23 protein-coding genes are annotated in these 20,610 nt (G+C 57.4%); 13 read left to right on the top strand and 10 right to left on the bottom strand.

Annotation, left to right across the window (positions count from 1 at the left end; translation table 11 throughout):
- Positions 1 to 10: 10 nt before the first annotated feature.
- The gene (locus MWU51_RS03845; RefSeq protein WP_247034851.1) at positions 11 to 670 is read left to right on the top strand and encodes a Crp/Fnr family transcriptional regulator; all 660 of its coding nucleotides are present in this window, start codon (positions 11 to 13) and stop codon (positions 668 to 670) included.
- 78 nt (positions 671 to 748) lie between these two features.
- The gene (locus MWU51_RS03840; RefSeq protein WP_247034849.1) at positions 749 to 943 is read left to right on the top strand and encodes a DUF2892 domain-containing protein; all 195 of its coding nucleotides are present in this window, start codon (positions 749 to 751) and stop codon (positions 941 to 943) included.
- 125 nt (positions 944 to 1,068) lie between these two features.
- Here the strand turns inward: MWU51_RS03840 and MWU51_RS03835 are convergent, their stop codons facing one another.
- The 5 genes from MWU51_RS03835 to MWU51_RS03815 all read right to left on the bottom strand — a co-directional run bounded on the left by MWU51_RS03835 (position 1,069) and on the right by MWU51_RS03815 (position 7,471).
- Positions 1,069 to 2,460, bottom strand: a complete 1,392-nt coding sequence (locus tag MWU51_RS03835; protein WP_247034846.1) for a TRAP transporter large permease — start codon at positions 2,458 to 2,460, stop codon at positions 1,069 to 1,071.
- 3 nt (positions 2,461 to 2,463) lie between these two features.
- Complete coding sequence (locus tag MWU51_RS03830; RefSeq protein WP_247034844.1) at positions 2,464 to 3,123, bottom strand: TRAP transporter small permease; 660 nt, start codon at positions 3,121 to 3,123, stop codon at positions 2,464 to 2,466.
- A 108-nt stretch (positions 3,124 to 3,231) separates the two neighbouring features.
- Positions 3,232 to 4,239, bottom strand: coding sequence for a TRAP transporter substrate-binding protein (locus MWU51_RS03825; RefSeq protein ID WP_247034842.1), 1,008 nt, complete (start codon positions 4,237 to 4,239; stop codon positions 3,232 to 3,234).
- A 236-nt stretch (positions 4,240 to 4,475) separates the two neighbouring features.
- Positions 4,476 to 5,717 (bottom strand): sigma-54 dependent transcriptional regulator, encoded by a 1,242-nt coding sequence (locus tag MWU51_RS03820; protein WP_247034841.1) that lies wholly within the window; start codon positions 5,715 to 5,717, stop codon positions 4,476 to 4,478.
- Positions 5,714 to 7,471: an ATP-binding protein gene (locus tag MWU51_RS03815; RefSeq protein ID WP_247034839.1), complete on the bottom strand. Its 1,758-nt coding sequence runs from the start codon at positions 7,469 to 7,471 to the stop codon at positions 5,714 to 5,716. Before MWU51_RS03815 ends, MWU51_RS03820 begins: the two co-directional genes overlap by 4 nt.
- A 59-nt stretch (positions 7,472 to 7,530) precedes the next feature.
- Between MWU51_RS03815 and MWU51_RS03810 the strand changes: the two genes are divergently transcribed.
- Positions 7,531 to 8,706 (top strand): cytochrome P450, encoded by a 1,176-nt coding sequence (locus tag MWU51_RS03810; RefSeq protein ID WP_247034837.1) that lies wholly within the window; start codon positions 7,531 to 7,533, stop codon positions 8,704 to 8,706.
- Here MWU51_RS03810 and MWU51_RS03805 read toward each other — a convergent pair whose 3' ends face one another.
- Complete coding sequence (locus MWU51_RS03805) at positions 8,707 to 9,168, bottom strand: Lrp/AsnC family transcriptional regulator (RefSeq protein ID WP_247038683.1); 462 nt, start codon at positions 9,166 to 9,168, stop codon at positions 8,707 to 8,709.
- 140 nt (positions 9,169 to 9,308) lie between these two features.
- Here MWU51_RS03805 and MWU51_RS03800 point away from each other — a divergent pair, with 140 nt between their 5' ends.
- From MWU51_RS03800 to MWU51_RS03775, 6 genes are all read left to right on the top strand, one after another.
- Positions 9,309 to 9,635 carry a DUF2849 domain-containing protein gene (locus MWU51_RS03800; protein WP_247038681.1) on the top strand — a complete coding sequence of 109 codons (327 nt, stop codon included), beginning with the start codon at positions 9,309 to 9,311 and terminating at the stop codon, positions 9,633 to 9,635.
- Positions 9,628 to 11,298 carry a nitrite/sulfite reductase gene (locus tag MWU51_RS03795; RefSeq protein WP_247034835.1) on the top strand — a complete coding sequence of 557 codons (1,671 nt, stop codon included), beginning with the start codon at positions 9,628 to 9,630 and terminating at the stop codon, positions 11,296 to 11,298. The genes MWU51_RS03800 and MWU51_RS03795 overlap by 8 nt, the downstream gene beginning before the upstream one ends.
- A complete protein-coding gene (locus tag MWU51_RS03790; RefSeq protein ID WP_247034833.1) occupies positions 11,288 to 12,028 on the top strand; it encodes a phosphoadenylyl-sulfate reductase in 741 nt (246 codons plus the stop codon). Before MWU51_RS03795 ends, MWU51_RS03790 begins: the two co-directional genes overlap by 11 nt.
- The gene (locus tag MWU51_RS03785) at positions 12,025 to 12,435 is read left to right on the top strand and encodes a DUF934 domain-containing protein (protein WP_247034831.1); all 411 of its coding nucleotides are present in this window, start codon (positions 12,025 to 12,027) and stop codon (positions 12,433 to 12,435) included. Before MWU51_RS03790 ends, MWU51_RS03785 begins: the two co-directional genes overlap by 4 nt.
- Positions 12,436 to 12,503: 68 nt before the next feature.
- Entirely contained in the window at positions 12,504 to 13,358 is an 855-nt protein-coding gene (locus tag MWU51_RS03780; RefSeq protein WP_247034829.1) for a ferredoxin--NADP reductase, read from the top strand.
- Positions 13,359 to 13,535: 177 nt separating this feature from the next.
- Positions 13,536 to 13,901, top strand: a complete 366-nt coding sequence (locus MWU51_RS03775; RefSeq protein ID WP_247034827.1) for a cupin — start codon at positions 13,536 to 13,538, stop codon at positions 13,899 to 13,901.
- Between the two features lie 26 nt (positions 13,902 to 13,927).
- Here the strand turns inward: MWU51_RS03775 and MWU51_RS03770 are convergent, their stop codons facing one another.
- Positions 13,928 to 14,224 (bottom strand): hypothetical protein, encoded by a 297-nt coding sequence (locus MWU51_RS03770; RefSeq protein WP_247034825.1) that lies wholly within the window; start codon positions 14,222 to 14,224, stop codon positions 13,928 to 13,930.
- A 231-nt stretch (positions 14,225 to 14,455) separates the two neighbouring features.
- Between MWU51_RS03770 and MWU51_RS03765 the strand changes: the two genes are divergently transcribed.
- A complete protein-coding gene (locus MWU51_RS03765; protein ID WP_247034823.1) occupies positions 14,456 to 15,175 on the top strand; it encodes an SOS response-associated peptidase in 720 nt (239 codons plus the stop codon).
- Positions 15,176 to 15,249: 74 nt separating this feature from the next.
- Here MWU51_RS03765 and MWU51_RS03760 read toward each other — a convergent pair whose 3' ends face one another.
- Complete coding sequence (locus MWU51_RS03760) at positions 15,250 to 15,954, bottom strand: translation initiation factor 3 (RefSeq protein WP_247034821.1); 705 nt, start codon at positions 15,952 to 15,954, stop codon at positions 15,250 to 15,252.
- 300 nt (positions 15,955 to 16,254) lie between these two features.
- On the opposite strand from MWU51_RS03760, the gene infC reads away from it, so the two are divergent.
- On the top strand, positions 16,255 to 16,800 hold the full coding sequence (infC, locus tag MWU51_RS03755; RefSeq protein WP_247038679.1) for a translation initiation factor IF-3: 546 nt from the start codon (positions 16,255 to 16,257) through the stop codon (positions 16,798 to 16,800).
- A 91-nt stretch (positions 16,801 to 16,891) separates the two neighbouring features.
- Here infC and MWU51_RS03750 read toward each other — a convergent pair whose 3' ends face one another.
- Positions 16,892 to 17,524: a class I SAM-dependent methyltransferase gene (locus tag MWU51_RS03750; protein WP_247034820.1), complete on the bottom strand. Its 633-nt coding sequence runs from the start codon at positions 17,522 to 17,524 to the stop codon at positions 16,892 to 16,894.
- A gap of 84 nt (positions 17,525 to 17,608) precedes the next feature.
- Between MWU51_RS03750 and MWU51_RS03745 the strand changes: the two genes are divergently transcribed.
- Together MWU51_RS03745 and MWU51_RS03740 are read left to right on the top strand one after the other, a co-directional pair.
- Complete coding sequence (locus MWU51_RS03745; RefSeq protein ID WP_247034819.1) at positions 17,609 to 18,508, top strand: LysR family transcriptional regulator; 900 nt, start codon at positions 17,609 to 17,611, stop codon at positions 18,506 to 18,508.
- A 93-nt stretch (positions 18,509 to 18,601) separates the two neighbouring features.
- Positions 18,602 to 19,222, top strand: a complete 621-nt coding sequence (locus tag MWU51_RS03740; RefSeq protein WP_247034818.1) for a TRIC cation channel family protein — start codon at positions 18,602 to 18,604, stop codon at positions 19,220 to 19,222.
- A gap of 11 nt (positions 19,223 to 19,233) precedes the next feature.
- Here MWU51_RS03740 and MWU51_RS03735 read toward each other — a convergent pair whose 3' ends face one another.
- Entirely contained in the window at positions 19,234 to 20,337 is a 1,104-nt protein-coding gene (locus tag MWU51_RS03735) for an XdhC family protein (protein ID WP_247034813.1), read from the bottom strand.
- Positions 20,338 to 20,610 lie beyond the last annotated feature (273 nt).

Raw genomic sequence — 20,610 nt, 5'->3', positions numbered from 1 at the left:
GTCTAGAGCTATGAGTTGGACCCAAGACAGTGACAAAATAACTGATCTGGATGCGCCCGCGCGCGCACTTCTGGACACCCTGTCCCCTGTCGAGGTGCCCAAAGGCGCTGTTCTGTTCTGCCCGGGTGAAGCGGTCAAAGGCTACGTTGTGATGCTGTCTGGTCAGATGGATGTAAACCTGATCGGCCCGAATGGACGCGACATCCTGCTTTATCGCGTGGCACCGGGCCAAAGCTGCATCCAGTCCACATTAGGCTTGCTGGGTGGCGACGCCTATACGGCTGAAGCGATGGCAGAAACGCCCGCGCGCTTGGTTATTATCCCCCGCGACGTGTTCTTTGCCCTGCTCGACAGCTCGCCCGGTTTTCGGCGGCTTGTCTTTGGTGCGTTTGCGGAACGGATGCAATCCATGATGCAACTGATCGAAAACGTGTCCTTCATGTCTGTCGAGGCGCGTCTGGCTGCCCTGATCCTTGACCGTTCCGGCCCGGACGGATGTTTGCACATGACCCAAGCCGAAATGGCGACCGCCATCGGCACCGCGCGCGAAGTGGTGTCGCGACGGCTGGAAAAACTGGCGCAGACCGGTTGCCTGAGCCACGAACGCGGCGTGGTCACGATCCTTAACCGGAAAGCGTTAAACGAAGTCGTGCGAGGCGCGGCATTTTGACCCTTTTTTATGTGACCACGTCACATGCCTTTGCGACACCCCATCTATAAGGTGAGGCAACTGGAAAAGGAGCTAGACATGTTCAAGACAAACACTGGTAACATTGACCGTATCGTGCGTGTTGTGATTGGCCTCGCCCTGCTGGGCTGGTATTTCTTTGCAGACGGCCCGATTTGGGCACTGATCGGCATCGTGCCGCTGGCAACCGGTGCTTTGGGTTTTTGTGGCCTTTATACATTGCTGGGGATCAACACCTGCAAACTGAAAAACTGAGTTCAGTAAATCGCAACTATTGGGTGTTAAACCCATGATGTTAGCGAGTGAAACGGTAAACGCCGGGCGCATCACGCCCGGCGTTGTGTTTTGAAGGGTGGGCCGCATATGCAGCCCGCCCTTTCTTATTTCGTAATGATCTCTGGTCCCATAAGCGTGGTCGGCAACCATGTGGACAGGAACGGGATATATGTGACCATGATCAGGAACACGAACAGCACGGCCAGGAAGGGCAATGCGGCCTTCACCACCCTCATCATCGGCATCCCGGCAACCCCGGATGTCACGAACAGGTTCAACCCGACAGGTGGCGTGATCATCCCGATCTCCATGTTGACCACCATGATGATGCCAAGATGGATCGGGTCGACACCAAGCTCGATGGCAATCGGGAACACCAAAGGCGCCACAATCACGATCAGGCCAGACGGCTCCATGAACTGCCCGCCGATCAGCAGGATAATGTTCACGATGATCAGGAACATGATCTTGCCAAAGCCCGCCGAAAGCATCGCACCTGCGATCTGTTGCGGGATCTGCTCGTCCGTCAGCACATGCTTCAGGATCAGCGCGTTGGCGATGATGAACATCAGCGTGATGGTCAGCTTGCCCGCATCAAACAGGGTTCGGCGTGTATCGGCATGGAAAAAGGCCGTGATCAGAGCTTGCGGCTTTTGCAGCAGGTTCTTCTTGCCCTCGCCCTTGTCCGCCAGCGGCCCCATGTCACGATAGATGAATGTGGCCACGAGGAATGCATAGACTGATGCCACGGCGGCGGCTTCGGTCGGAGTAAACAAAGCCCCGGTAATGCCGGGAATGCCGTAGATACCGACCATGATGATGACGATCAAAAGCAGGCCCCACAACGCGTCCGAGAAGCTGGCGAGGATCTCTTTCCAGCCTGCAAAATCGCCTTTGGGCATGTCCTTGATCGTCGCGATCACATAGATCGCGATCATCAGCATGACACCGGCCATGATGCCGGGGATGACACCGGCCAGGAACATCCGGCCTACCGACACCTCGACCGCTGACGCATAGACCACCATCACGATGGATGGAGGGATCAGGATGCCCAGCGTACCGGCGTTACAGATGACGCCTGCGGCGAAATCCTTGGTGTAACCAACTTGACGCATCGCCGCGATGACGATTGTCCCGATGGCAACCACGGTGGCTGGGCTTGAGCCGGAGAGCGCTGCAAACAACATGCAAGCAAAAACGCCTGCGATTGCCAAACCGCCACGGAAATGCCCTACACATGCAATCGAGAAGCGGATGATCCGCGCAGCCACACCACCGGTCGACATGAAGCTGGACGCCAAGATGAAGAACGGGATCGCCAGCAGGGTATAGTGCCCGGCTTCGGCCTGATAGAAACTCTGCGCAACCGATGCGAGCGATGTGTCTGAGAACAGCAACAGGAAGATGATCGAGCTCATGCCAAGAGCAATCGCAATCGGCACGCCGATCATCAGAAACCCGACGACCATCGCAAAAAGGAATAGGACGTCCATGGCTTATGCCTCCTCTGGCTTGTCTTGCAGCTGTTCGATATCGTCTTCCACTTCGTGGCTGACAATCAGGCTGTCTTGCTGGCCGCGCCAGATCCGGATGGTTGCCTGAATGAACCGAAACAGCAGTAGTGCAACGCCAAACGGCAGAACGGCATAGGGGATCACGCGGGGCAATTTGTCATAGGTCTCACCTTGATTGATCCAGCCCTCCAGAAAGCGCAGGAAGTCAGGCATCGGCACCTGATCGGTGATGTACCATGCCTGATCGCGGGTTTGCTCGAAGCCGGTAGGGAACCACCTGCCCGATGTGCGATCGAGCGCGGCATAGGGTGCCCAGTAATCCCAAGCACCTTTCAACAGAAGGAAGGTATATATGATACAGATCGCGGCAGCGATCAGCGCCAGAACGCGCCGTGGCCCTTCGGGCAGCAGATTGGTCAGCGCGTCGACGCCCAGATGGGCCGTAACTTTTACGCCGTAGCTGACGCCAAGCAGTACCAGCCATGCAAACAGAATAAGTGTTACCTCAAGCCCCCATATCAGGGATGAGTTGAATACATATCGCAGGACCACATTCACAAATGTGATCATCGTCATAAGGCCAAGGATGATGGCGATCACCGTCTCCTCGAACCCGTTTGAATTGTTAGAATGTGTGCTCATGGCTGTCCCTTCCCATGTTGCAGGGGGCGCTTCTTACCTAGGGTCAAGATTGAGGCGCAAAGGTGGGATACAATGGGGGCCCGAGCATGATGCGCGGGCCCCTGATTGTTAGTGTGTCAACTGCATGTTGATTTCTTGAGCGGCTGAGATGTTCTCGGCGCCGACATCAGCTTCAAACTGGCTCCAGACTGGCTTCATCGCGTCAACCCATGCCTGCCGCTGTTCGTCTGTCAGCTCGCGAATCTCACCGCCCGCATCCAGAACAGCCTGACGGGCTTCGGCGTCAACCTCGCCTACGGCGGCGTTCCGCGTTGCAGTGACCTCGTGCATGATGGTCGCCAGTTGGTCGCGAACATCCGCGTCCAGACCTTCCCACCAATCGATATTGGTCACGACCAGATAATCCAACACGCCGTGGTTGGTTTCCGTCGTGCCATCCTGCACTTCGAAGAACTTCTTACCATAGATGTTCGACCAGGTGTTCTCTTGACCATCGACAACGCCCTGTTGCAGCGCGCCATAGACTTCCGAGAATGCCATCGGCTGCGGGCTTGCACCCAAGGCCTGCATCTGCGCCACCAGCACGTCAGACGGCTGCACGCGGAATTTCAGGCCCGCAGCATCGGTCGGCTCAATCAGCGGCTTGTTAGCCGAGAATTGCTTCATACCATTGTGCCAGAAATCCAGTCCTAACAAGCCGCGACGTGCCATGGATTCCTTCATCGCCTGACCAGTTTCAGACATTTGGAAGGCGTCTACCGCCTCCATGTTCTTGAACATGAACGGCAGATCAAAGATACGGAATTGTTTGGTGAAGGCTTCGAATTTCGACAGCGACGGCGCGGCCAGCTGAACGTCGCCTTGCAACATCGCTTCAAGCACCTGGTCGTCGTTATAGAGGGTCGAGTTCGGATAGACTTCCATGCAAGCCTTGCCGTTCATTTCTTCATTTACGCGATCGGACAGCAGCGAAGCCGCGATGCCCTTGGGATGTTTGTCAGAGTTGGTGACGTGGCTGAACTTGATGACAATCTCGCCTTCGTCACATGCAGCGGTTGCGGTGTTCACAGTTGCCGTCAGCGCGATCGCCGAAACGGCCATGGTCAGGAATTTCATAAGGTGTCCTCCCAGACAGATATCCTCCGGCAGCCCGGTTGGGCGCCTGCATCCATTGGGCCACGGTTCCGCCGCTTCACCAAGAAAAAACAATCACGCAGATGTGAAATCAGAATATTATTTCTACTTTTCCGCTCCTTAAGCGGCAAACTTTATGCACCGCAACTATTGATCGCTTACAGAGTGAGCGGATGACCGCACATCCAAGCCAAGCCCCTGTGCGGAAATCCGCACAATTATGGCCGATAGGATTCCGGTCGAATCTTGTGCCGAGCCAGCTTGTCATAAAATGTCTTTCGCGGCAGTTGTAGTTCGCGCGCGGCTGCGGAGGCGCCTCCGCTATGCCGTCTGAGGGCCTCAATCAGCAACGACCTTTCGACTTGCGCCAACTGCTCAGCCAGGCCGGGCCGGGCATCAGACGCCCCACCCTCAACATCTGCCAATCCCAGCCCCATTGCGAACCGCATGGCGGCGTTCATTAGCGCTCGCGCGTTGCCGGTCCACTCCTGCGCCATCAAATGCGCAATGACATCATGCTCTATCTCGGGCGGGGTCAGTGCCGCCTGTTCGCTGGCAATGGACACATAGTGGCGAAACAAGACCGGGATATCGTCTTTACGTTCACGAAGTGCCGGGATGCGGATCCGCAGCACGTCGAGCTTGTAGAACAGATCCGGGTTGAACCGGCCCGCACCAACCTCGGCCTTCAGATCGCGATAGGTGCCTGCCACTACCCGCGTCTTGCTCGCCCGGTCCAACAGGTCCAGCAGCAGGTATTGCGTTGAGCCCTCAAGCGCAGCCACCTCATCCAGAAAGAGCGTGCCGCCTTCGGCGCGGGAAAATGCCGCTTCAAGCGCATCTGACGTAAGCCCCGAGGCGGGCAGCTTGATGAACGGTCGCGTGGCATCGCCGGATAGAAGGTGCACGACCTCGGCCACTTTCGACGTCCCGGACCCCGGCTCGCCGCAGATCAGAACCTCGGCCTGAGCGCGGGCTGCCGCGCGCACCCTGTTGCGCAGGTCTTCGGCCAATGTGCTTTCGCCAATCAACAAGCGGGCCGCCGCATCACCTGATTCTGCCCGGGCTTTCAGCGCGCGGTTTTCAAGCACCAGCGCACGGGTGCGTAAGGCCCGCCCGACAACCGCCAACAGTGCGGCGGGTTCGCAGGGTTTTTCCAGAAAGTCGAACGCGCCCTCATTTATCCCGCGCACAGCAGTGGGAATGTCCCCTTCTCCTGTCAGCAAGATCACCGGCAATTCTGGGTCAACCGCCCGTGCCTGTGCCAGCAAGGCAAACCCATCCTTTCCCGGCATCCGTATGTCGGACAGGATCACGCCATCAAAGCCAGGCTCAATGTGGTCCTTGGCCTCGATATAGCTGCCGGCAAGGATCGTGGTCAGGCCATCCAGTTGAAGCGTCTGGCCCAGCGCCTCGCGCACTATCGCATCATCATCAACCAGAAGAACGGTGTTGGTCATGCGGCCTCCTGCGCGCCGGCGCGGTCAAGTTCCACGGTAAAGATCGCCCCACCATCGGGATGATTGCGCCCACGGATCGCGCCGCCGAAGCTCTGCACCAGACCATAGGAGATCGACAGACCCAGCCCCATCCCCTCGGTCGGGCTGACCTCTTTGGTGGTGTAAAACGGGTCGAAAATGCGGTCGGGTTCGTCAAGGCCGGGTCCGGTATCGCGTACCGACAGCGTCACACGATCCGTTGATGGTTCCAGCGAAATCTCGATCTTTCTGTGCACCCGCCCAGCCATCGCATCCATCGCATTTGAGATCAGGTTCATCACCACCTGCTGAAGCCGCACTTCACCACCGCGCACCTTGGGCGCGCCTTCCGGTCGCCGCCACTCCACACGCACCCGTTCTGATTGGATACGAGACTCAAGCATCTCAAGTGCCTGATCCACGACCTTCGCCAGATCGACATCAGTGATTGGTTCGCTTTCTTGCCGGGCAAAGGCACGCAGATTTTTGATGATCCGGTCCATCCGACCCGCCTGTTGTGAAATCCGGTTTAAGTTCTGGTCAGCCTGATCGGCCTGCCCACGTCTTAGAAACACCATACCGTTATCGGCAAAGGACCGAATGGCCATAAGAGGTTGGTTTAACTCGTGACTGATGCCCGCCGACATCTGACCAAGAGCCGACAGTTTGCCTGCCTGCACCAGATCCGCCTGTGCCTTTTTCAAGGCCGCTTCTGCCTCGCGCCTCTCACGGTTTTCGCGCAACAGGTCAGTGTTGGCCGCAGACAAGGCTTTGGTGCGTTCGGCCACGCGCGCCTCAAGGCGTGCGTTTGCGGCAGCTTTCAGTCTCAATTGATTGTTCAACGCCCGTCGCCGTTCCCCAACGGCCAGCAACATCGCGCCGATCCCCAAGCAGATCGCAGCCGCAATCGCAGCCAATAAGGCCGCGGTGCGTTCGGCCAGGGCTGTGTCCAGCAAGATTTCGCCAGATAGACCGATCACCGGCAGATCGCGTGTCAGGTGCAGCGCCCGGTCAGGCAGATAAGGACCTGCATCCAGCGTCCAGACCTCGTGTCCCGTCCACAGACTGGCCGAGCTTTTCAGCACGCCTTCGCGGGGGCGTTCAGCACCGACAAGTTCCAACCGATTGGCGACGAACACACGATCTCTGTTCAGAGTGAAGAACAACGCCGCCGCGGTCGATGGCCAGTTTTCTTCGAAATCCAACAGATCGGTGCGCGCGATCACCGTGCCTTCAGTCTGGCCCTGTTGCCCATGCATGGGCGCAGCAAATGAAAATATGCGCTGTGTGGGGCGCTCCGGCACCGGCTGGAAACGCGCCTCGACCCCCAAAGCACCAGTCAGCGCACGGTGAATCAACGGCGCGTGCGGGTTGAGCTGCGCCTCGCCTTCGCCCGACGCAGCGAGCACCTTTCCATCAAGCCCGACGAGCGACAGGTGATACGCCCCCGTCATATCTGCCATGGCCTGCAAAAGGCGGTCCGCATCGCCATCACTGTCAACTTCGCCGCCAAGACGGTCGCGCAGCACCGGGTGTTCAGCCAGCACCACCGCCAGTTCGCGATAGCGAAACAGGTGGCGCGTCAATTGGTCGGATGCCAGAGCAAGTTCGGACGCTGCTTGCTCGGACAACGGCGACAAGGCAGCCCGCCACGCCACCGCCCAGACACCCGCACTGATCGCAAGGGTGCCAATGAGAAAGGGAAAGACCCATTTCGTGCGCAGGTATCGAAACATGGGGGGAAGAATAGAAAGCTGCGCTTGCAAAGACCAGTCGCTTTGACGACCATGCGCCCATGTTGCGCCTGACTCATTCCCCGACCGACCCTGATTTCATTCAGAACCCTTATGCGTTCTATGACCGCGCCCGCACGGGTGGCGATATCTTCTGGTGGGAGGATTATGACATGCCGATAGCGGTCAGCTTCCGGGCCGTGAACGCGCTGTTGCGTGACCGCAGGTTCGGGCGTGAACCCGTTGAGCCGCTTACATTTCCTGACCACCTCGCCCCCTTCTACGCGGTCGAGGCTCATTCTATGTTGGAACTTGAAGCCCCGCGCCACACGCGGCTTCGCAAACTGGTGCTGCGTGCCTTTACCAGCCGCCGCATTGCGGAACTGGGGCCAGAGATTGACGAGCTTTCCCACCAGCTGATCGACGCTTTTCCGGGCGGCGAATTCGACCTGCTGCCAACCTTCGCGACGCGCATTCCTGTGATCATCATCTGCCGCCTGCTGGGCGTGCCCGAAGACATGGCGGATGATCTGCTCAGATGGTCCAACGCCATGGTCTCGATGTATCAGGCGCGGCGCACCCGCGCGGTCGAGGACGAGGCGATCGCAGCAACCGAAGCCTTCGTCGCCTTCATGCGCGACTATGTGGATCAGCGCCGCAATGACCCGCGCAACGACCTGATCACTGAATTGATCGCCGCAGAAGCGGAAGGTGAGAAACTGTCCAGCGACGAGTTGATATCGACCTGTATCCTTCTGCTGAACGCGGGGCACGAGGCGACGGTGCACGCGATGGCGATTGCAGTAAAAACGCTGCTGGAGCAGAAGGCACCCGCATCAGCCCTTACCCCGGAGGCCTGCGATGCAACCATCGAGGAAACAATGCGCTTCGACCCGCCCCTGCACATGTTCACGCGATATGTTTATGAGGATACAGTGCTTTACGGCGAGGGCTTCAAACGCGGCGACAAGATCGGGCTGCTTTTGGGTGGGGCCAATCGCGACCCGGATGTTTGGGACGATCCGGACATCTTCGACCCAACACGCCCGATCAAGCCCAACACATCTTTCGGCGCAGGCGCGCATTTCTGCATTGGTGCTCCGCTGGCCCGGCTGGAACTGACTCGCGCCCTGCCAATCCTGTTTGACCGCTGCCCGAACCTGCGCCTGACCGCCCCGCCGCAATTCGGCAATGTTTATCACTTCCACGGGCTGGAAAAGCTGATGGTCAGTGCGTGATCAGATCGGAAGCTCGGTCGAGAACTTGATCTCTTCCATCGACAAAAGGGCTGTCACGTTGAAGATTTTCACCTCGGAGATCAGCGCCTGATAGAACTCGTCATAGGCGCGGGCGTTCTTCACGCGGACTTTCAGGATATAATCGATTTCGCCCGCCAGCCGGTGTGCTTCCATCACTTCTGGCCGCGCCATGAGCGCCTTCAGGAAATCCTTTTGCCAATCGGCATCGTGTTCCGAGGTGCGGATCAGGACAAAGAAACACGCCTCGAATCCAAGGCTTTCGGCATCCATCACCATTGTGTTTTTGCCAATCACACCGCCTTCGCGCATTTTGCGAATCCGGTTCCAGACCGGGGTCTTGGATGACCCGACTTTCTTGGCAATCACGTCCAGTGACTGACTGGCGTCGCCTTGCAGCTCGCGCAGGATTTTTCGGTCAATCTCGTCCAGCCGAACAGACATTTCGTTTTCTTCCTTCTTTTGGTCCATACGTTCTGCGACACCGCGAAACCGAAACAATGTTCCTTATCTTGCGCAGCATATCGCTGTTTGGTGGGAAAATGTCCTATATAGAGCGGGAACGCAATAAGAAAGGACTGGCCATGCCCCGCCCCTTCACCCCCAAAGTGGTTACCGCAAACGACCTTGTCGAAGGCGATGTGATATATCTGGCCCGCAATGGTGCCTGGGTGCGCGATATGTGTATGGCATGGCTGATCGAGGACGAGGCCGAGGCCGCCACCCAACTTGCGCTGGCCGAAATCCAACCCGAGATCGCCGTGGGCGCCTATCTGGCCGACGCCAAGGCTGGCCCCAATGGCCCCGTCCCCACCCACTTCCGCGAAGCGTTCCGCTCCAAAGGGCCCTCGAACCGCTTCCACGGCAAACAGATCGCCCATGCGCAGCCGGAGGCCGCCGCCCATGTATGATTACAACAATTTTGACGAAGGCTTTGTTCGCAACCGCGTGGGCCAGTTTCGTGCGCAGGTCGCGCGCCGCATCTCGGGCGCACTGACCGAGGATGAATTCAAACCGCTGCGCCTTATGAACGGCGTCTATCTGCAACTGCACGCTTATATGCTGCGGGTCGCGATCCCCTATGGCTCACTCAACCCCAATCAGTTGCGCCAGCTTGCGATGATTTCCGAACGTTGGGACAAGGGCTATGGCCATTGGACCACGCGTCAGAATATCCAATACAACTGGCCGCGTCTGGCCGACATTCCCGATATGCTCGATGCGTTGGCCGACGTGGGGATGCACGCCATCCAGACCTCGGGCAACACCATCCGAAACGTGACCGCCGACCATTTCGCAGGTGCCGCGGCCGATGAGGTTGAAGATCCCCGCCCCACCGCCGAACTTTTGCGCCAGTGGTCCACGGACCATCCGGAATTCCAGTTCCTGCCGCGCAAGTTCAAGCTGGCCGTGACCGGATCAAAAGCCGACCGCGCCGTGACCAAGGCGCATGATATCGGCATCCGCATCGTGAAGAACGACGCGGGCGAGGTTGGCTATCAGATCATCGTCGGTGGCGGCCTTGGCCGCACGCCGGTCGTGGGTCAGGTGCTTAAAGACTTCCTGCCCCGCGCTGACTTGCTACCCTATGTCGAGGCAATCGTCAGCGTCTACAACTCGCTGGGCCGTCGCGACAACAAATACAAGGCGCGCATCAAGATCACCACGATGGAAAACGGGATCGACAAGATCAACGAGCTGGTCGAGACGCGGTTCGCGCAATTGCGCCCGCTGTTCTCGGGTGTGGACCAAGAACATTTCAACGATATTGCTGCAAACTTCAAAGCCCCCGAGTTCAAGTCGGCTCCGTTGGACACCTATCACACCGCCCGCGACACCGACCCGATCTTCCGGTCGTGGGTCGACACCAACATCGCAGAGCACCGTGCCGAAGGCTACGGCATCGTCACGATCTCGATGAAAGCGCATGGGGCGACACCGGGGGATGCCTCTGCCGACCAGATGCGCGTGATTGCCGATTTGGCCGAGCACTACGCCCATGGCGATATTCGCATCAGCCACGAACAGAACGTGATCCTGCCCCATGTCCACCGCGCAGACCTGCCCGCGATCTTTGCGACCCTGCGCGCACATGGGCTTGCGACGGCGAATGCCGGTCTGATTTCGGACATCATCGCCTGCCCTGGGATGGATTATTGCGCGTTGGCCACGGCACGCTCGATCCCGGTCGCGCAGGAGATTGCCGAACGTTTTGACGAGTTGAAGATCGAACACGATATCGGCCACCTGCAAATCAAGATCTCGGGCTGCATCAACGCCTGCGGGCATCACCATCTGGGTCATATCGGCATTCTTGGGCTGGATCGCGCGGGCGTCGAGAACTACCAGATCACCCTTGGCGGTGACGCTGGCCCCGATACGGTGATCGGCAAACGCGCCGGGCCGGGCTTCGCCTATGACCAGATCGTGCCAGCCATCGAACGCCTTGTGCTGGCCTATCTGGACCTGCGCGACGACGACAGCGAGACCTTCATCGACGCCTTCCGTCGTCTGGGCGAAGCGCCCTTCAAGGCCGCGCTCTATCCTGAGGAGGCGAAGACCAATGCCGCTTGAAGCCCCCCTTCCCGCCCCCGCTGAACGGGTCGAAACGCTGAATGCGCGCTACAAGCACCATTCGGCCACCTCAGTCATTGAACGCGCCCTGACGGACAGCACGATCGGCGCGCTGGCGATGGTGTCGAGCTTCGGCGCGGAAAGCGTCGTGCTGTTGCACATGGTGTCGCGCATTGATCGGACAGTTCCTGTTATCTTTCTGGACACGCAGATGCTGTTTCAGGAAACGCTGGAGTATCAGGTCGAGGTCTCGGAAAAGCTGGGCCTGACCGATGTGCGGGTCATCCACCCGGACGCAAACGAGCTGTTCAAACGCGACCCGGACAACATCCTGCATCTGGCCGACACTGATGCCTGCTGTGACCTGCGCAAGGTCGAGCCACTGGAAAACGCCCTGACAGGCGTTGACGGCTGGATTACCGGGCGCAAGCGATTTCAGGGCGGCAAACGCGTCGATCTTCAGTTCTTCGAGGCCGAAGACAACCGCCTGAAGGTCAACCCGCTGGCCCACTGGGCGTCCGAGGACGTGCGCGACTATATGATCAACAACCGCCTGCCGCGCCACCCGCTGGTCGGGCGCGGCTTCCCTTCAATCGGCTGTGCGCCGTGCACCTCGCCGGTGAAACCGGGGGAAGACCCGCGCGCCGGGCGTTGGCGTGGGGCGGAAAAGACAGAATGCGGCATCCATTTCGTGGATGGCAAAATGCAACGAATAGGAGCAGGCGCATGAGCGTTATCGTAACAGACGCGGGCTTTGCCCATGATGACTGGTCCCACGGTTTCGCCACGCCCGAAGACCGCGCCGCAAATGACACGCGTGGGCTGCATCTGGCGTCTGAAACCGACCCCGCGACGCTGGCGCAGTTGATGGCTGGCGTCGACATGATCCGCATCGACTTTCCGTCTTTCGCGGATGGGCGTGGCTTCACGCTGGGTCGCCAGTTGCGCCTGTTGGGATACACGGGTCGCTTGCGGGCGCATGGGCATGTGATCTCGGACCAATACGCCATGGCGCGGCGGTCCGGCTTTGACGAGGTCGAGATCAGCGAAGACCTGTCCCTGCGCCAACCCGAAGCGGACTGGCTATCGCGCGCGGACTGGCAAGCCTATGACTATCGGTCGCGGCTGACTGGCTAGACCCTTTCGCTCATCCTCCTTATATACGCAGACAGAAAAGGACGGGGCCGTGTGCCCCGTTGATACACATGAATAAAGTGACGCCCGTGATGGATGCTGAAGCAAAAGTAAAACCCGTTCCCACCCTGCCCGACGCGCAAACCGTGACCGAGGTGGAACATTACACCGACCGCTTGTTTCGGTTCCGCTGCACGCGACCGCAAACCCTGCGCTTCCGCTCGGGCGAATTCGTGATGATCGGATTGATGGGCGACCCGGACCCCAATACCGGCAAACAAAAGCCACTTCTGCGCGCCTATTCGATTGCCAGCCCGTCATGGGATGAGGAACTAGAGTTCTATTCGATTAAAGTGCCTGATGGCCCGCTGACCTCGAAACTTCAGCACATCAAGGCAGGCGATCAGATCATTCTGCGCCCCAAGCCTGTCGGCACGTTGGTGCATGACGCGCTGATCCCCGGGAAACGCATCTGGTTCTTTGCCACAGGCACCGGGTTTGCTCCCTTCGCTTCGCTGCTGCGTGAACCGCAAACTTATGAGGATTACGACGAGATCATCATCACCCATACCTGCCGTGAAGTGGGAGAACTGACCTATGGTGCGAACCTGATCGAAAGCCTGAAGCATGATGAGCTTCTGAATGAAGTTATCGGCGAAGGCTTCTGGAAGAAGATCAAATACTATCCGACCACCACGCGCGAAGAGAGCCCCAAGATGGGCCGGATCACCGATCTGATCCGCTCTGGCGAGGTGTTTGCAGATCTGGGCATCGCCCCCCTCTGCCCGGAAAACGACCGTGCGATGATTTGCGGCAACCTGCCGTTCAACCTGGAACTCAAGGAGTTGCTGGAAGAAGCAGGTCTTGAAGAGGGTGCTAACTCCAAGCCTGCCCAATATGTGGTTGAAAAGGCGTTTCTGGAATAAAGCGGCACACAGTCCGGGCCAGCCGGATATCAAGGGCATTAAGCGCAAAGGGCGAGCCATCGGCCCGCCCTTTTCTCATGCCCACCGATATCGTTCGTTTGAAATGCGTGGCGTTTGAATAGGCCAAACCCAAAAGATGTGGTACTCCAACAGGCGCAGTCGGTCGCGGAGGAGCCTATGAAGTATGTCAAACTTTATGCAGATGAGGCGGGCGAAAGTCATTGGAGCGATATCGACATCACGCTTGCGCCGCGCAGCTTTGCACCACCGGCGCAAGACATCGAGGTCTCAGACCCCGAACCTGCACGCCAGATGATGTTTCTGCGCCTGCGCGCGGGATGGAACGAACCAATCCATCCCACCCCGGTGCGCCAAAAACTGATCTGTCTGGCGGGCAGCATCAAAGTCACCGCAAGCAACGGAGAAACCCGCGATATCGCCAAAGGCGACGTGTGGCATATGGAAGACAAGCATGGCAAAGGCCATCACACGATGGTCACGAGCGATGTCGATTTCGAAGCCGTGATTGTTCAGCACGAATAGAACTGTCCTATCATGCCACTCAGCACTCAGGCCTTCCAATTCGCGATGACAGTATAGGATTTCGCCTTGGGATCATTTTCAAGAAACTCGGAAAAAGCAGACCAAAGCGCTTTGACCTTCTCGCCGGTTTCCGGGCTCATCTCTGCCAACTCTGTGGTCGAGATAACATAGCCAGACCCCTCATCATCATTCATGACATTCAGGAAGGATTTCTGGCCTGGCAACGCCATGATCTTGTCTTTCAGGCTCTCCATAATTTTTGTTGCAGCAGCTTTGCTTCCGGGCTTCATTTTGTAAGGTGTAACGCGAGCATACATATTCATTCACCCTTTCTTGGAACGACAATGATTGTCGTTCGACCCACCCCGCTCGTGATTGAGCGCGATGTGCCAGTATAGCATACTTTAAATGCCGGTCCGAAGGCGCGTCTGCGATACCATTTCGATTTGGATCACGCTGTTGATCGGCACCAACTTTTCCATCAAATTGCCACCATCATTCCATGCCCGCGCCCAGCATGGACAGGGCGCAGATATCAAGGCAAACTGACCTGCATGTGTGGACGACTTATCGCTGGCAACATGACGCAGACCCAGATGCTGGCCATCATCGAGGGCTTTATCTATCCGACCCGTTCTGTGGTGATCGACACCGATGCTCCACCTGCTGAAACCGGGTTCAATATCAAACCAACCCAGCAAGTGAACATCCTGTTTCCACAGGGAAGAACGCTGACGGCATCGACAGCGCGATGGTGGTTGGTCCCCAGTTGGTTCAAGGACCCGGCGGAAGAATGGAAACCCACCACGTTCAATGCAAAAATCGAAACCGCGTTTGAAAAACCGACCTTCCGGCAGGCCTGGTCATCCGGGCGCTGCCTGGTTCCGGCGACCGGGTATTACGAATGGAGCGGACCGAAAAACAAGCGCATGCCAAACTACATTCGTCTGGCCCAAAATCATCCGGTGATGCTGTTCGCCGGGCTGCATACGCAGTTGTCAGATGGACGCCGCACCTGCACGCTGCTGACCCGTCCGGCTTTGCCGGACATCGAGTCGCTGCACCCACGTATGCCGGTCATTCTGACGTCCGAGGAAGCGCAGGCCTGGCTTGAAAAGACCGCAACCGATGACGACGTTCGCGATACTTTCGGCACCGGGTGGCAGGGCCGATTTCTTGTCGATCCGGTTGCGAAATTTGGTCTGAGGGATGATGGACCCGAGTTGATCGAACCAATTGACGGTGCTGGGTTCGACTTTGGTCCCGCAATGTGAACGCTGCGACCCATAAGACGAAAAACGCCGCGCGGTTTCCCACGCGGCGTTTTCTGTTTTGCATTGTCTGGGGCTTACATGCCTAGCGCACCTTTAACCTGACTGATTGCAGCTTCCAGAAGCGCAGGGTTGCTTGCAGCGGCTTCAACGGCAGCTTTCAAACCGGCCTTCTCGGCTTCACCCAGCGACGAGTTGTCAATCATCTCGTTCACCTTCGCGGCGTCAAAACCCTGTTTGGTCAACGCGTCGGGCGTGGCGTCAGCGGGCGTTTCTGCGGTTGCCTCTGCTGCACCCCCGGCGGCGGCATCGGCACCGGCTTCAGGTGTCGCGGTCTCTGCAGCGTCGCTGGCAGTGCCGGTGACGGAATCGATTGCGCCTTCAACGGCATCGGTTACGGCTTCACCAGCTTGGTTCAGCGTGTCGCCAACAGCTTCAGCGGCATCTTGTACAGCTTCGCCTGCGGCATCGGCGGCGTCTTGAACAGCCTCGCCCGCGACGTCAGCAGCAGCAGCCGCTTCGTCAGCTGCATTTTCAGCAGCTTCCTTTGCTGCGGCTTCGGCAGCAGCCGCTTGTTCAGCAGCGGCATCGGCGGCAGCTTTCGCTTCTGCTTCAGCTTTTGCTGCAGCGTCTGCGGCTGCTTGTTCAGCAGCCTCTGCCTCTGCAGCCGCTTCGGCTGCGGCCTCTTCGGCAATCATTTTGGTCTGGTTGTTGTTGTACCAGATATAGCCACCCACAGCGGCAACGATCACAATTCCAACGGCGATAATGGTGTTTCTCATGTCGGCATCCTCAACTTGTCCATACATGCGCTGCACAGATCTGCACAGCATCCAACAGGCATGTGAGGTCTAAGCCGACCAAGCGCAAGGGGAGTTTCATCCAATGCGCGTCAAAACGCCAATGTATCGAAATAATTGCAGGATTCTGATCCCTAAGATCGGATTTCGTCGACTTTTGCCTTCAAATCCTCATCCACTGGAAACAATCCTTCGCAAAACGCTTTATCGGGTTGAAACACACCCGCATGGGCCTTAACTTCCGCAACCGAAGAACACCGAAACGTCAGAAGGAATGGCACAATAGCCCGCAGACCTCACAACGCGCCGCCCACGCGCGAAACTGGCCCCCGCGTAAACGAGCGCATCAAGGCCACCGAAATTCGACTAATTGGCGCCGAAGGCGAAAACGTGGGTGTTGTCACGCCTGCGCAAGCCATGGTGATGGCAGAAGAAGCCGGGCTTGACCTGGTTGAAATATCGCCCAATGCAGCGCCGCCCGTCTGTAAGATCATGGATTTCGGCAAGTTCAAATATGAACAGCAGAAACGGGAAAGCGAAGCCCGTAAGAAGCAGAAAACCATCGAGGTGAAAGAGGTCAAGTTCCGCCCTAACACGGACACGCATGACTATGACGTCAAGATGCGCAACGTGTTCAAGTTTCTGGAAAATGGCGACAAGGTCAAAGTGACCCTGCGGTTCCGGGGGCGTGAAATGGCGCACCAAAATCTTGGTCGCGAGCTGCTTGAGCGGGTCGCAGAAGACACCAAGGACGTCGGCAAGGTCGAAAACATGCCGAAGATGGAAGGCCGCCAGATGGTTATGATGATTGGTCCGTTGTCCAAATAACGGATTAAGAAATTGAACTAACACCGAAAAACGCCTCGCTCTAGCAAGGCGTTTTTTGCGTTTCAGATGGTGATTGACCGGCCTGATCCGATCAGCGACGGGCGACAATATAACGCCGTAGCTCCTTAGCTGGAAAATTTCCGCTTTCAACGATCTTGAACCCGTGTTCGGTCAGTATGGCCTCGAACTCCTCGACACTCATAATCGCTACATAAGGCGCTTTGCCGATCAACTGTATCATTGGCAGCGCAAGGCGCATGGCATAATAAAACCACGGCCCGCCCTGCGTTGGTTTGCAGAACGTTTTCGATATGAATACACCGCCAGGCGCCAGAAGGTCGTGCACACGCGCTAAAGTGCCGGGCAAGTCATCCACCAAATGCAGCACATTATGGGCAAGAATGACGTCATAGGGACCGTCGATTCCCCGAAGTTTTGCGTCCACCACATGAAAATCAACATTGCGGACGTCTTGTGCTTCAGCCTTGTCCTTTCCGATCCGGATCATCTCGGGCGAGACATCGGTGATCGTGATGTGCCCAACGGCAGGGGCCAGTTCCAAGGCAGTTGTTGCTGTTCCGGCCCCAATCTCGAGCACTCTATCTTGCGGACCGAGATAAGAGCGCGTCCGCTCAAGCGTGAACTGATATCCTTCGGGATCCTTAATCTTGGCACTGGCGTATTTCGCGGCAATACGGTCCCAGAATTTCGCTGCTTGGATCATGTGATATCTCCTTTGGCGCTTGTCTATCCATGCGCAACGGCAAGAGGAATTGCTAAAATTTGCCTTACAGCTATACATATACGCATGAATTGGGATGCGATCTCGTTTGACTGGAACCAAATCCGGGCTTTTATGGCCACAGCGGATGAAGGTTCACTGTCGGCTGCTGCCCGCGTGCTGGGCCAAACCCAACCCACGATAGGTCGGCAAGTCTCAGGGTTAGAGGAGACGCTGGGCATTGCCCTATTCGAACGCATCGGGCGCGGGTTGGTTTTGACCCCATCAGGGCGTGCGGTTTTGGAACATGTGCATAAGATGGCAGATGCTGCGGTCAAAATCTCGCTGGTCGCGGCAGGGCAAACGCAGGCTGTTGAAGGCACGGTCCGGATCACAGCGTCAGATGTGTTTGCCGCATATATCCTGCCACCCATGCTGCAACATCTGCGCGACGTCGCCCCAATGCTCGAGGTCGACATAGTCGCCGCCAACGATATTCGGGACATTCAGCGACGCGAAGCAGACATAGCGATCCGCCACGTTCGACCTTCCCAACCAGAACTCTATGCACGTCTGGTAGACGAAGCCGAAGCGCATCTTTATGCCGCCACATCCTATCTGAAACGGCGCGGCCGCCCAAAATCCAAAGCTGACCTTGCAAAACATGATTTCGTGAACTTCGGATCAACAGACGAAATGATCAGGTATCTTACCCCGCTTGGCATCCCAGTCACGGACCAGAACTTTCACATCGGGTCGAACAGCGGTGTCGTTGCATGGGAGTATGTGCAACGCGGGCTTGGCATAGCCTTCATGTCCTCCAATGTCGGGGACACAACGCAGGGGGTCGAACGGATTTTGCCCGATATGGCACCGGTCATCTTCCCGGTCTGGCTGATCACTCATCGTGACCTGCACACCAGCCCGCGGATTCGGCTGATTTTTGACACGCTGGCTACTTTTCTGTCGCGTTCAACCAACAAGTGATCGTTTTGTTCAGCCAATACATCACGTATCCACCTTAACACCACCGCCGTTACCATCGACCTTCCATTTGTCTTACGAAATCCGGATACCCCTATGGAATCATTGTCTTTTCTGTTCGTCCCACTGTCGCTTCTGGCGACTGCAGTTATGGCGGCATCAGCCGCGATACAGGCACATCGGGTTCATATGGACCTTTTTGGCGCGACTGTTTTGGCGATTGCCACGTCGATGGGTGGCGGGACGTTGCGCGATCTGTTTCTTGGACTGACACCAGTGTTCTGGATCACCGACACCCGCTATCTTGCCGTTGCGGTGCCAGTTGCCCTGATCAGTTTCGGCCTTGCCACGCGTATGTCGTCAGGCAACGGCCGCAGGCTCAAGGTGCTAATGCAACTGGATGCCATAGGACTGGCGCTGTTCACCCTGACCGGCGTTCAGGTGGCGCTGGATGCGGGAATATCTCCGATCCTTGCGATCGTTATTGGCTGCGTCACCGGAACGGCGGGCGGTATGATCCGTGATCTTTTATGCAACATGACCCCCAGCCTGTTGAAAGAAGATCTTTATGCCACGCTGTCCCTTGTGGGCGGAGCGGTCTATCTGGCATTGCTGACCTATCTGGGCGAGACTTTAGCTGCGGGTCTTGGCTTTGCCACGATCCTGCTTGCACGCCTGCTTGTTTTGCGCATCAAACCACCGCGCGACAGCCTATGAGCTCAAAACGGCTACAGCTTACCCCGATGTGCAGCAACCAATTGCGACAGGATTGACACCGCAATTTCAGGCGGTCCTTTAGCCCCGATGTCGAGCCCTACAGGGCCGTGCAAACGCGCCAATGCCTCTTCTTTCAGACCCTTGGCACGCAATCTGTCCAGCCGTGCGGCATGGGTGCGACGCGAACCAAGGCAGCCGATATAGATGGCCCCCTTCTCCAGCCCGATTAGGATCGCGGGATCGTCGATCTTGGGATCGTGGCCTAAAGTGACAATGGCAGTTTGAGCGTCCACCCCAATCTGTGCCAAAGCATCGTCGGTATCCTCGCAAATCACGCGTAGACCCGGAAACCGAACAGCCGTTGCAAAACTGCTGCGCGGATCAGTGATGACGGGTTCATATCCTAAAGCAACCGCCATCGGGGCCAGTACCTGCGCAATATGCACGGCTCCAACGATGATCAACCGTGGTGGCGGACAGAACAGAAGCGTGAACTGATCACCATAGACCTGGGTTTCCAACGTATTCATCGACTTGGGGGCTTCATTCGGCACCAAAAGGTGTCGCGACCAGGAACTCAAGTTCACTTGATAGGCAAACGATACACGCGCGGCTTGTTTTCGAACAATCCGTTCCAGTATTGCAGCGGGCATGGTCGCTTTATCACATTCCTCATTTGTGACCGGTTCGACCAGAATTCGGATCGTGCCGCCACAAGCCAATCCGGCGCTGAACGCATCCGCATCTGCCACACCATAGGTCAACAGGCGCGGCACGCGGGCACTTATCACCTCATGCGCTTCTGCCACGACCGCTCCTTCGACACAGCCGCCCGAGACCGATCCTTCGATCGCCCCATCTTCGGTGATGACCATCTGGCTGCCCACAGGACACGGCGCACTGCCCCATGTCTCGGCAACTGTCGCTATTGCCACGCGCTTGCCCGCGTGCAGCCATCGCAAAGCGATCTGCGGGATTGTGCTGAGCTCTGTCACAGTGGATGATCCAAAATCTATATTCGAATTAGGACTGTCACCGGCCCTCCACAGGGTTTCAACCGCAAAACGTAAACGGACCGCCTGACGGATCAGGCGGCCCATTATGGAGTATACCATTTACAACACAAAATTGGTTCGCATCCGCGGCGCAAGCAGCCACATTGCTTCCTGAACCCTGTCCGTATGAGCCGACAATCGCGGTTTGCAGCAACCAGCGAATCTGGATGGGTCCACGAAAAGGGTCTCTGGTAAATGACACTCACACCTCAATCGAGGCAAGGAAATAAGGCTTTTCGTTACGTAAACTCTACCATTGCGATAGGTCGCCGCGATCGGAAAGGTGCGCCGTTGACGGGTTTTGCCGCGTCTGCCAATGTCGAACGCAACCCG

The organism is Aliiroseovarius sp. F47248L, assembly GCF_023016085.1.
Lineage (GTDB): Bacteria > Pseudomonadota > Alphaproteobacteria > Rhodobacterales > Rhodobacteraceae > Aliiroseovarius.
Note: the sequence above shows the minus strand (reverse complement) of the source record. Positions and strands in the feature narration are given on the sequence as shown.

Excerpts from the sequence above, each read along its gene's own strand:
- MWU51_RS03740 (WP_247034818.1), top strand. The coding sequence starts at position 18,602 with ATGGAATCATTGTCTTTTCTGTTCGTCCCACTGTCGCTTCTGGCGACT.
- MWU51_RS03765 (WP_247034823.1), top strand. The coding sequence starts at position 14,456 with ATGTGTGGACGACTTATCGCTGGCAACATGACGCAGACCCAGATGCTG.
- MWU51_RS03830 (WP_247034844.1), bottom strand. The coding sequence starts at position 3,123 with ATGAGCACACATTCTAACAATTCAAACGGGTTCGAGGAGACGGTGATC.
- MWU51_RS03845 (WP_247034851.1), top strand. The coding sequence starts at position 11 with ATGAGTTGGACCCAAGACAGTGACAAAATAACTGATCTGGATGCGCCC.
- MWU51_RS03825 (WP_247034842.1), bottom strand. The coding sequence starts at position 4,239 with ATGAAATTCCTGACCATGGCCGTTTCGGCGATCGCGCTGACGGCAACT.
- MWU51_RS03785 (WP_247034831.1), top strand. The coding sequence starts at position 12,025 with ATGAGCGTTATCGTAACAGACGCGGGCTTTGCCCATGATGACTGGTCC.
- MWU51_RS03745 (WP_247034819.1), top strand. The coding sequence starts at position 17,609 with ATGAATTGGGATGCGATCTCGTTTGACTGGAACCAAATCCGGGCTTTT.
- MWU51_RS03780 (WP_247034829.1), top strand. The coding sequence starts at position 12,504 with ATGAATAAAGTGACGCCCGTGATGGATGCTGAAGCAAAAGTAAAACCC.
- MWU51_RS03835 (WP_247034846.1), bottom strand. The coding sequence starts at position 2,460 with ATGGACGTCCTATTCCTTTTTGCGATGGTCGTCGGGTTTCTGATGATC.
- MWU51_RS03790 (WP_247034833.1), top strand. The coding sequence starts at position 11,288 with ATGCCGCTTGAAGCCCCCCTTCCCGCCCCCGCTGAACGGGTCGAAACG.
- MWU51_RS03750 (WP_247034820.1), bottom strand. The coding sequence starts at position 17,524 with ATGATCCAAGCAGCGAAATTCTGGGACCGTATTGCCGCGAAATACGCC.
- MWU51_RS03810 (WP_247034837.1), top strand. The coding sequence starts at position 7,531 with ATGTTGCGCCTGACTCATTCCCCGACCGACCCTGATTTCATTCAGAAC.
- MWU51_RS03800 (WP_247038681.1), top strand. The coding sequence starts at position 9,309 with ATGCCCCGCCCCTTCACCCCCAAAGTGGTTACCGCAAACGACCTTGTC.
- MWU51_RS03840 (WP_247034849.1), top strand. The coding sequence starts at position 749 with ATGTTCAAGACAAACACTGGTAACATTGACCGTATCGTGCGTGTTGTG.
- MWU51_RS03820 (WP_247034841.1), bottom strand. The coding sequence starts at position 5,717 with ATGACCAACACCGTTCTTCTGGTTGATGATGATGCGATAGTGCGCGAG.
- MWU51_RS03815 (WP_247034839.1), bottom strand. The coding sequence starts at position 7,471 with ATGTTTCGATACCTGCGCACGAAATGGGTCTTTCCCTTTCTCATTGGC.
- MWU51_RS03760 (WP_247034821.1), bottom strand. The coding sequence starts at position 15,954 with ATGAGAAACACCATTATCGCCGTTGGAATTGTGATCGTTGCCGCTGTG.
- MWU51_RS03770 (WP_247034825.1), bottom strand. The coding sequence starts at position 14,224 with ATGAATATGTATGCTCGCGTTACACCTTACAAAATGAAGCCCGGAAGC.
- MWU51_RS03805 (WP_247038683.1), bottom strand. The coding sequence starts at position 9,168 with ATGTCTGTTCGGCTGGACGAGATTGACCGAAAAATCCTGCGCGAGCTG.
- MWU51_RS03795 (WP_247034835.1), top strand. The coding sequence starts at position 9,628 with ATGTATGATTACAACAATTTTGACGAAGGCTTTGTTCGCAACCGCGTG.
- MWU51_RS03735 (WP_247034813.1), bottom strand. The coding sequence starts at position 20,337 with ATGGTATACTCCATAATGGGCCGCCTGATCCGTCAGGCGGTCCGTTTA.
- MWU51_RS03775 (WP_247034827.1), top strand. The coding sequence starts at position 13,536 with ATGAAGTATGTCAAACTTTATGCAGATGAGGCGGGCGAAAGTCATTGG.